Origin of the sequence: Photorhabdus antumapuensis, assembly GCF_020387775.1 — a bacterium.
Lineage (GTDB): Bacteria > Pseudomonadota > Gammaproteobacteria > Enterobacterales > Enterobacteriaceae > Photorhabdus > Photorhabdus antumapuensis.
The window spans coordinates 1-8,884 of the sequence record NZ_JAHZMK010000040.1 but is presented as its reverse complement, the minus strand read 5'-3'; the positions used below and the strand labels follow the sequence as shown (position 1 = coordinate 8,884).

Genomic DNA, 8,884 nt, shown 5'->3' with positions numbered 1-8,884 from the left:
GCAGGAATCCTTACGGTACCCCTATGTGCTTCCATTCAAGCGCATCCCGCTTCGGCTGAGAATCGGCCTGGGGAACAATGTAGGAAACAATGTGTTGGTTTGCCTCACCGGATGCATATACATCATCGCGAATGATAGTCACAGCTTGCACAAGTGCAGGATACTGGCACAAGTGATGCTCGATCTCCCCCAGTTCAATCCTCAAACCTCGTACTTTGACCTGTTCGTCGAGCCGGCCGATAAATACAACGTTGCCGTCAGGTAAAAATTTGGCTTTGTCACCGGTTCGATAAAGGCGCGTCCCAGTCTCAAAAGGGTTAACAACAAACTTTTCAGCGGTGAGTTCAGGCCTGTTCAAATAACCCCTTGCGAGACCTTCGCCACCTAAGTAAAGTTCGCCGACATACCCTGGAGGTAAGGCATTCAATTCCTGGTTTAGTATGTAAATTTGGCTGTTGGCTATGGGTCTGCCAATCGGAACGACATTATCATTGTGGAGCGGATCACAATACCAGTAACTGACATCAATCGTGCATTCTGTCGGTCCGTAAAGGTTGATCAATTGTGCGTCAAGAAGTGTATAAAAGTCATTTTGCAGTTGAACTGTCAGTTCTTCTCCGCTGCAGATGACGGTGTTCAAACTGTCTAGGGAAAAATGTTTCCTAGACTGTAAAAAACTCTTCAACATGGCTGGGACAAAGTGACAGACAGAAACCGACTCTTTTTGGATCACCTCGTATAGGTAACTTGGATCTTTATGCTTATCTCGTTCCAAAAGAACCATGGTTGCTCCTGTTACTAGCGGCAAAAATACTTCCCAAACAGAGACATCAAAACTCAATGGTGTCTTTTGAATAATCCGCTCAGCCGGGCCAATATCAAATTCTTTCTGCATCCAACATATTCGATTGAATAAACTGTGATGGTTGACCATGACCCCTTTGGGTTTTCCTGTAGAGCCAGAGGTATAAATGACATAAGCAAGATTTTGTGGTCCATAGTCGCGCTGAGGCGTATGAGCAACCACATTTTCACCGCCCCATAAGTCGAGATAAAGGGTGCGGGCCGCAGCAAGATCCAGCCGACGCAGCTGAGAGTGGGATAACAGGCAAGTTGCATTGCTATCTTCGAGCATGAAGGCCAACCGCTCCACAGGGTAGCTGATATCCAAGGGAACGTAGGCAGCACCGGCTTTTGTGATGCCCAAAATTCCAGCGACCATGTCTGGTGAACGATCAAGATACACCGCAACCCTCTGATCCGGTTTAACCCCTTGAGCTAACAGGTAATGTGCGATCTTGTTTGCACGTTCATCAAGCTGTCTATAACTGGTGCTCTGATCTGCAAAGCGCAAGGCGACGGCATCTGGTCGCAACCGAACCTGCTGTTCAAACAAATCCAACACTGTACCGCCAGCGCCCCACTCACGATGCGTGTCATTCCAAGTAGCGAGCTCAACCTGTTCTTTTCTGAGCAACGTGGGGAGGGAAAGGATTTTTTTATCGGCCATATCGACAATATTGCCCAACAGTTGTTTATAACCCTCAACAAAACGGCGAATGTGCTGCGCTTCAAATAGCTCAGTACTGAATTCTACAGCCCCTTGTAACCCATCTGAGGTTTCTGTCAGCATTAAGCTCATGTCAAATTTAGAAACGTTGGTTTCACACTGGACCAATTTCCAAGACAAGTCCGGAGTATGTAAGGTTTCCCTGGGTGAGTTTTGCATCACAAACATATATTGAAAGATTGGGTTAAACATTGCGCTTCGCGCAGGATTGAGTTGTTCAACCACTTCCTCGAATGGAAAATTTTGATGGGAATAGTCGCTCAGTACCCTGCGTTTCAGTTCTGCAAGAAAGTCCCTTACCCTTGCACCTCGCTCGATGTTGCTTCTGACTACGACCGTATTTGAAAACAGTCCCACAATATTTTCCAACTCCGAGCTGACTCGGTTTGCGACCGGTGATCCTACAGCGATATCGGTTTGACCACTGTACTGAAAAAGGAGCAATTTAAATGCTGCCAACACCACCATGTACAATGTGACTTCGTTTTGTGCCGCAAAATGGTTTAACTTGGCAACGTCCTCTACACCTATTTTGAAGTCTATGCTGTCACCATGATATGAACGATTCTTCGTCAACATGCTCCGTTCGAAACAAAGGCTGAGCCGCTCAGGAACAGGCGTAAGTCTGTCAATCCAGTATTGCTTGTTTTTTGCTGTCAGCATTGTATAACCGGATGAGTTCTGCCAGCGGGAATAGTCTTGGTAACTGACATTGAGGGGAGTCTGTGCGAGAGTCTGTTCATCGGTAAAGAGTGCGACAAGATCTCTAACGAGAATTGAAACTGACCATCCATCGGCAATAATATGGTGAAAGCACACCAGCAGTAGATGCTCGGTGTTGGATAGATTCATCAATTCCACCCTAAGCAAGGCGCCGTTTTCCAAATCAAATGGTATCTTTACCCGCTTGTGTATGTAGTCAGTCACCTCTTCATGTGTTTTTACACTTTGTATAAAAACAGGTTGTAATTGCTCCAGGACACATTGAGAAGGAATGCCGTCGAATACCGGAAAGCACGTTCTCAGGCATGCATGGCGTTCAACCAGTTTTACAAAACTTTGCTTTAACTTGGCAACATCAAGACTGCCTGTTATCTGCAGTGCAACAGGAATATTATAGGCAATAGAATGGGTGTCGCTTATCTGACTCAGATACCACAACCTTAACTGAGAACTTGTAACAGGGGACAGAGCTTCTTCTTTTTGATTTCCATTGTTATTCTCCTGATGAAGTTTCAACCACTCTATGAATGATTCTCCGTCCTCCTTTTCATCAGCATGCCTTTCTTTTTTACTCTGCTCAGTGTTGCTTGCGCTACTTAGTTGCTTGACCTTTCTGGCAATTTCTATCTTCTTTTCAGCGGAAAAAGAAGCCATACGTTTGAATGGATTTTTCAAGTTCGATGTCCATATACTTTGAATAAACAGGAGTTGGGGAAAACGTTAAACAGCTAAACTGGCTGCCCAAACTTAAGTAAATTTCCACTTGGATCAATTAGGTGGAACTCCAACATGCCCCAGGGAGTTTCCACAAGCGGAGAGACTTCAGTCTGCGCTTGTAGTTCTTGAAACACACTTTGGATATCTTTCACGAAAATATAGCAAGAAGTGTTCTCTGCAATGTACTTATCGTTACATGCCCAAAAATGGATTTCAGCTTCCCCTCGGCTAATTATCGCATATTCATTAGGAACAAAATTGTCGCAATGGAACCCAAGTTTACTTGTGTAAAAGTCAACCAATTCATCTAGATCCAATGCAGCCAATACAGGGACAGCCTCCCAATCGCTCATATATTTTCCCTTTTATTTATATATAATTTTTAAACGCTCAGACAGGATTGTCTGACAAATCACTGTACGTTACTCTCATTAAATAAGTAATATGACTATAAAAATAGATTCAACAATACCTCCTAAAATCATGAGGAATTAACAATAAATTATTAAATATGATTTACTATGAATATAGCATTTTTACCTAGCATGGATTGCCTATCATGTCATCAACATTTGATCAGGGCAAGAGCGTGAAGGCTCATTTTTCATTCACATTTAAACCGGCCAGTAAAACCTGCACAAGATAGCCTTCATTTATATTGGCTCTGCGCCTGAGGGATTTCGGTTTGTCCGGCCATCTGATCTTTTCTTCGTAACCACTCACTTTTTAACTTACTTCCGCAGCTTCAGCCAGACTTTTTTTCCGTTGCGATTCTCCTGTTAATTCCAGCCAATGTGCGTTGTGGATCAATCGGTCTAACAGCGCATCTGCAACTGTCGGATTTTCCATCAATCCATACCGACCGGTAATTGGTTCACAATCACCGTGCTGCGTTGTTCGTATCTGTCCTCAATCACATCCAGCAGATCGCTGATTTGTTTCCCCTTAAATCTCTCTAATACTACAGCCGTAACTGCTCTGTAATCATAAGGTTATCCCGGCTACGATAATGACATTGTTGTGCGTAGTATTGGTGTCATCGCCGCCAATATGATCAATGTAAAATCTGCTCGACGGTGTCTCCCGTTTTTTCCATTAATTTAGACAGCAGTTTACGCAGTTCCGCCACGTTGAGGGCTACCAGCCCCGCCGGCGTTTTTTTCTCCCCTATCCGCAAAACCGCCAGCACGGCATAAGCCAGTAGCGATAAGGTAATGTGCCGATACCAGCTATGCCATTGCCGCACTTCATAATGATCCAGGCCGCATTTTCCCTTCGTTTCCTCAAAACCACATTCAATTTCCCAGCGACGGCCTGCCACCTGGGCCAGGGTTTTCAGATCAGCCTGTTCTCTGCGCGCATACACCACATAGTACTACAGTCGTACGCTGAGAGCATAAATCTATGGTCGCCCCCGTTTTTGCAACACTCATTTTGATTTATGATGGGCTTGCTTAAATCTATCCGGCGTCATATGAGCAAAGATGCCCGCGCCCCAATGAGTTCCGCGCCCGATGAACCTAAAAAAGTGTTCGACTTCAATGTGCCATTTTTATGCTCAGGTTTTTCATCAGGCCGTTTGGCCGTTCATGTCATCAATAATCAGTCTTCGCAAAACCAAGATGGGTAACTATTTACACTAACAATACTGTCCCTGCTCAGGCAGGGAGATTACCTTTACCGCACGAACACGCTTTGTCGTGTTGTGATGGCCCAGGCTATCCGGGCCCGCACAAGCCACTACGCAGGAATGTTTTCTTGCCAGCTGTGTCCTGACCCAGTCAGCAAGCCTTCCCGATTGATGGTCTATCCGTTGGATAAAGACCCGGGCACACTGGACTAAAAGTCGTCGCAGGTTCTTGTTACCGCGCTTGCTTATTCCCAACAGCGTATTTTTGCCCCCGGTACTGTATTGTCGTGGAACTAGTCCTGTGGAGGCAGCAAAATCCCGGCTATGAGCATATTGTTGCCCGTCACCGAGTTGAGAGGATAAAACGCTGGCCGTAATCGGACCTATCCCTGGGATCGTCATCAGCCGCTGCCCCGTCTCATCACAACTCAGGGCTTTTTCCAATTTACCGTCAAGCTTAGTAATTTGTTCAACCAGATAGAGATAGTGAGTGTATAACCGCATGAGTAACTGGATCAAATAGGGTGGGAGTACATTTTCAGCCAATACCGTTGAAAACCGTTTTATCACCGAAGTCCCTGTGGGTAGACTAATACCAAATTCCAGTAAAAAAGCCTACATCTGATTGATCGTTTTTACTTTATCCCTGATCATCGATTCTCTCACCCGATGTAATGCACGTATTGTCTGTTGAGTTTCTGTTCGGGGCCGAGCAAAGCGCATAGAAGGACGTGAGGCAGCTTCACAGATGGCCTCAGCGTCAACAAAATTATTTTTATTGCTTTTACAAATTGAGGTGAAATTAATTTCGTGTCATGGCCTAAATCAGCTATCCGTCTTGCCATGAAATGTGCGCCAGCACAGGCTTCCATGACAACAGTTGCCGGTGAGCAATTGGCGAGAAACTCCATCAATTTAGTTCGGGTAAACTTTTTACGGAGAAGAGCATGACCTAATTTATCCTGACAATGGATATGAAAGGTGGGCTTGTTGAGATCGATACCGATAAGTGTAATATTATTCATGGCAATGACCTCTTTAAAAATAATCACCCTGTCAACATACAATGACAGGGTGGGGGCGGCCATCTCATTAAGTATGGGGTATTCCTGTAACCAATTAATATGATCGTTCGCTTTATCATCATGGTGAAAGGAAAGTTATGCCCGTATACACAGTCAAAGCCGCCATTCTAGATGTCAGCCCTATGATCTGGCGACGTTTTCGAATGAAGAGCGATATGTCATTAGGAGCCTTTCATTTTCTACTGCAATTTGTTTTTGGCTGGGATAATAACCATCTCCATACCTTTCATATCTACGGTAAAGACTATGGTATCTACTATGAAGGAGGTCTCAGTTTTTATGATGATCCCTGGGCTGTTTCACTTGCGTCTTTTCATTTCGAAAACCGGGATAAATTCACTTATGAGTAAGGTCTGGAAAATCATCCCAGAAGAAAACTCATGGCCCAGTTATCTTCACAGGGAATGCAGGCTAATCAACAAATTACTTTCTTATCGGATGGTGCTGATAATTTAAGGGATCTACAATTTAACCTGTACCCCGAATCCCAGCACGTACCTATAGTGACGCCGGATAGATTTAAGCGAGCCTAAAATTCATCAAAATGAGGGTTGCAAAAACGAGGGTGACCATAGATTTTACGCTCTCCAGTAGGTAGGAGTAACCTGATTGCTGGCTTGATACCGCCTGAATTTCTTTATCTATTTCGTGAATACGGGCATCAAATCGCCGCATATCTTCTTATAGCGAATGGAGCAGACGGCGGAGGACAAATGGTTTCCCTCTTCCAAAATGTCAGGCAAAGCCTGCCGGAGTTGCTGAATGCTCGCAGGGATAATGATACCTTGCTCGGCGAGCCACACCCGGATTTGATTAACCAGTGCGGTTGTTGTTCCACCCTAAGTTGTCGGGCACTGCATAGTGCTGATATCCTGCTGTTCAAGAGTTTTGACCGGCACAAAGTGGATACCGGGACGACAGGCGGTTTCACAGATAGCCAGCGCATCATTGGCATCATTTTTCTGATTTTTACAGAGTGCCTTGACATGCTGCGTCGGGATAAGCCTGATTTCATATCCCATGGCTTGTAACGTTCTTCCCCAGTAATGAGCACTTTGACAGGCCTCCATCGCAATAAGTGTATCGGGAGGAAACGCTCGGAGTGTATCCAGTAATTTTTGTCGTGAGACTTTTTTGTTCCAGCGACAGAGTTATCCGTTAACCAGACACAGACCTGGAAAACATTTTTAGCGAGCTCAATGCCCACCACTTTGGTTGTGTTCATAAGAACCTCCCGAAATGCAATATATTCAGTATCAAGTCAAAGATGACACGATCGGCAATTAAAAAAGGGAGCGTCCATCACATCACTACAAGAGTTGTATCCGAGCATGATGCAGCCCAACCAGACTCGATATCTTTGCGTTGCGCACTCTGTTCTAGAGATTATGACGTGCGGGATTTGGTGCTGACAAGGTCTCAATGAGATTAACTTCCGAAGTTATGAATAGGTGTGTTTTTCTCTTCATAATGCGAAGATCCGAAAATAGCAAAGTCGGATCTAGGGTTACCGCGGTCCACTACTTCAGAAGTTCTCTCATTTCTTGCGTTAGTCACGAGTGACAAAAAACCTATTGAAATTATATGTTATCTTTTCTGTGAATACTCGAGGAATACTGATATGGATGACAAAAGTAATGTAGCTGTGTTTATATCCTATGCTTGGGGCGGCTCACTGGAAAAAAAGGAATGGGTTCGGCGACATATAGTAAACAGTCTTAATTGGAAATATTCAGTCTTCTGGGACCGCGATACTATCGGTTTCGGCGAATCCATTGACGCATGTATACTAAAAGCGCTCTCACAACGCCCTGTTAAAGTGTTTTGTATTTGTGATTCTGACTATTTGCGTTCTGCAAAAACAATGGGTTCTGGTTTATACCGAGAAATACAAGTCCTTGAAAAAATCGCCTACGAAAATGATGTAAAAATTATCCCTCTGATATTTGAAGCTGAATGCATTCAGGATCTTCCCACTCCACTTGCAGGCCGGGCATATCTGGACCTAACAGAATTACACAAACGAAATTTGTTTCTTGGTGACGCCATATACGCTTTGGCTGAGGGGGTCACTCAGGCTGAAATGAGTGTCTGGATGAAGAAAAATATAGCCAAGGATGATTTGTTTAGACTGGCAAGACGTCATTTCCAAGACGTGGAGGTAAAGATTTATGGTAATGGGCGTACCCATGAAGTCATTCTTAGCCCCCAGCAACCTCTGTTGCCTGCGCAGTGGATGTGGAACAGCAGTGAATGGGGTTATATGTTGTCTGATGATAATGATACATTTTGTCCGGCCAAAGGGCGCTGGCATTGGGATTATTCCAGTCCGTCACGGGGCATGAGAGCACTTGGTACGGCAACCATGTCAATATTTTTTCCAGAACAAACAACACCGAGTGACCAAGCCGCATTGCATCGCGCTGGCAACGTTTTAGCTCAAAAGTTCTTCTCCATGATTTATAAACATGAACCTTTCATTCTGGAATCGGAAGATATTATTCCGTTATTACTTAATGATGTAGACGGGTATAAGACATTGGAGTTTTTGTTGAAATCAAAAAATAAATCGTAAAGTCTAGGATTATCCTATGACTGTAATTTTGGCGGGATTGCTAAAGCGCCAGCGACGCCATCAGCTCTTCATCGTCAAATTCCAGGCATCTCCCCTGAGCATTGCCGTACCCGCGCCACAGACTGAGCAGGTCGGGCTGCAAGCAGAAGGAGATGTTATAGACGTGGGAGGCACGGTGCATTTTGAAATGTGTTAACGCATCCTAAATGAACCTGATACCTTTGGGATTAAAATTGTTCCTGAGATACTGCAAGGAATTCTCAAAGCAGAATTGTTTGCTTCTGTTTCAGTTTGTTTCTCACTTAGCTTAGGGGCCCGTAAGGTATTTTCTTTCACCTTCAGGTCTTCTGCATCCGTGGCTCCGGTCATGCATTCCCTCGTGCGGGGTATTGCGCCTTCAGTCATTTCATCCAGCAGTTGCTTCATCTGCGCCCGGACCTCGTCGGAGCAGCTGTAATCCACATTCTCGCCGTGCTCAGCAAGCGCAACCAGAAGGTTTTCCGTCTGCTCAACCCGGTAGTAAATTCCCCATGACCATGCGCCAGTGAAGATCTCTGTAAATGGGGTACCGTAAGGATTCCTGC

8 protein-coding genes and 3 pseudogenes are annotated in these 8,884 nt (G+C 44.8%); 4 read left to right on the top strand and 7 right to left on the bottom strand.

Going from position 1 to position 8,884, the window contains the following annotated elements; all coding sequences use genetic code 11:
- Positions 1-10 precede the first annotated feature (10 nt).
- The 4 genes and pseudogenes from KZ793_RS15440 to KZ793_RS22925 all read right to left on the bottom strand — a co-directional run.
- Positions 11-2,968 (bottom strand): non-ribosomal peptide synthetase, encoded by a 2,958-nt coding sequence (locus KZ793_RS15440; protein WP_225816147.1) that lies wholly within the window; start codon positions 2,966-2,968, stop codon positions 11-13.
- A gap of 53 nt (positions 2,969-3,021) precedes the next feature.
- Positions 3,022-3,363, bottom strand: coding sequence for a bleomycin resistance protein (locus KZ793_RS15435; protein ID WP_152961718.1), 342 nt, complete (start codon positions 3,361-3,363; stop codon positions 3,022-3,024).
- Between the two features lie 373 nt (positions 3,364-3,736).
- The gene (locus KZ793_RS22930) at positions 3,737-3,859 is read right to left on the bottom strand and encodes an ATP-binding protein (RefSeq protein ID WP_331251323.1); all 123 of its coding nucleotides are present in this window, start codon (positions 3,857-3,859) and stop codon (positions 3,737-3,739) included.
- 263 nt (positions 3,860-4,122) lie between these two features.
- Positions 4,123-4,385: pseudogene (locus tag KZ793_RS22925) on the bottom strand (transposase); the annotation flags it as partial.
- Between the two features lie 99 nt (positions 4,386-4,484).
- Here KZ793_RS22925 and KZ793_RS15420 point away from each other — a divergent pair.
- A complete protein-coding gene (locus KZ793_RS15420; protein ID WP_225816146.1) occupies positions 4,485-4,640 on the top strand; it encodes a hypothetical protein in 156 nt (51 codons plus the stop codon).
- 47 nt (positions 4,641-4,687) lie between these two features.
- Here the strand turns inward: KZ793_RS15420 and KZ793_RS15415 are convergent.
- Positions 4,688-5,665: pseudogene (locus KZ793_RS15415) on the bottom strand (IS110 family transposase).
- A gap of 137 nt (positions 5,666-5,802) precedes the next feature.
- Here KZ793_RS15415 and KZ793_RS15410 point away from each other — a divergent pair.
- Complete coding sequence (locus tag KZ793_RS15410) at positions 5,803-6,075, top strand: plasmid pRiA4b ORF-3 family protein (protein WP_152961717.1); 273 nt, start codon at positions 5,803-5,805, stop codon at positions 6,073-6,075.
- A 363-nt stretch (positions 6,076-6,438) separates the two neighbouring features.
- Here KZ793_RS15410 and KZ793_RS23075 read toward each other — a convergent pair.
- Positions 6,439-6,950: pseudogene (locus KZ793_RS23075) on the bottom strand (IS110 family transposase); the annotation flags it as partial.
- 396 nt (positions 6,951-7,346) lie between these two features.
- On the opposite strand from KZ793_RS23075, the gene KZ793_RS15395 reads away from it, so the two are divergent.
- On the top strand, positions 7,347-8,300 hold the full coding sequence (locus tag KZ793_RS15395) for a toll/interleukin-1 receptor domain-containing protein (RefSeq protein WP_152961716.1): 954 nt from the start codon (positions 7,347-7,349) through the stop codon (positions 8,298-8,300).
- 16 nt (positions 8,301-8,316) lie between these two features.
- A complete protein-coding gene (locus tag KZ793_RS15390) occupies positions 8,317-8,496 on the top strand; it encodes a hypothetical protein (protein ID WP_225816145.1) in 180 nt (59 codons plus the stop codon).
- Here KZ793_RS15390 and KZ793_RS15385 read toward each other — a convergent pair.
- On the bottom strand, positions 8,493-8,884 hold a 392-nt coding region (locus tag KZ793_RS15385), incomplete at its 5' end, for a hypothetical protein (RefSeq protein WP_225816144.1). The genes KZ793_RS15390 and KZ793_RS15385 overlap by 4 nt on opposite strands.

Excerpts from the sequence above, each read along its gene's own strand:
- KZ793_RS15435 (WP_152961718.1), bottom strand. The coding sequence starts at position 3,363 with ATGAGCGATTGGGAGGCTGTCCCTGTATTGGCTGCATTGGATCTAGAT.
- KZ793_RS22930 (WP_331251323.1), bottom strand. The coding sequence starts at position 3,859 with ATGGAAAATCCGACAGTTGCAGATGCGCTGTTAGACCGATTGATCCAC.
- KZ793_RS15420 (WP_225816146.1), top strand. The coding sequence starts at position 4,485 with ATGAGCAAAGATGCCCGCGCCCCAATGAGTTCCGCGCCCGATGAACCT.
- KZ793_RS15410 (WP_152961717.1), top strand. The coding sequence starts at position 5,803 with ATGCCCGTATACACAGTCAAAGCCGCCATTCTAGATGTCAGCCCTATG.
- KZ793_RS15395 (WP_152961716.1), top strand. The coding sequence starts at position 7,347 with ATGGATGACAAAAGTAATGTAGCTGTGTTTATATCCTATGCTTGGGGC.
- KZ793_RS15390 (WP_225816145.1), top strand. The coding sequence starts at position 8,317 with ATGACTGTAATTTTGGCGGGATTGCTAAAGCGCCAGCGACGCCATCAG.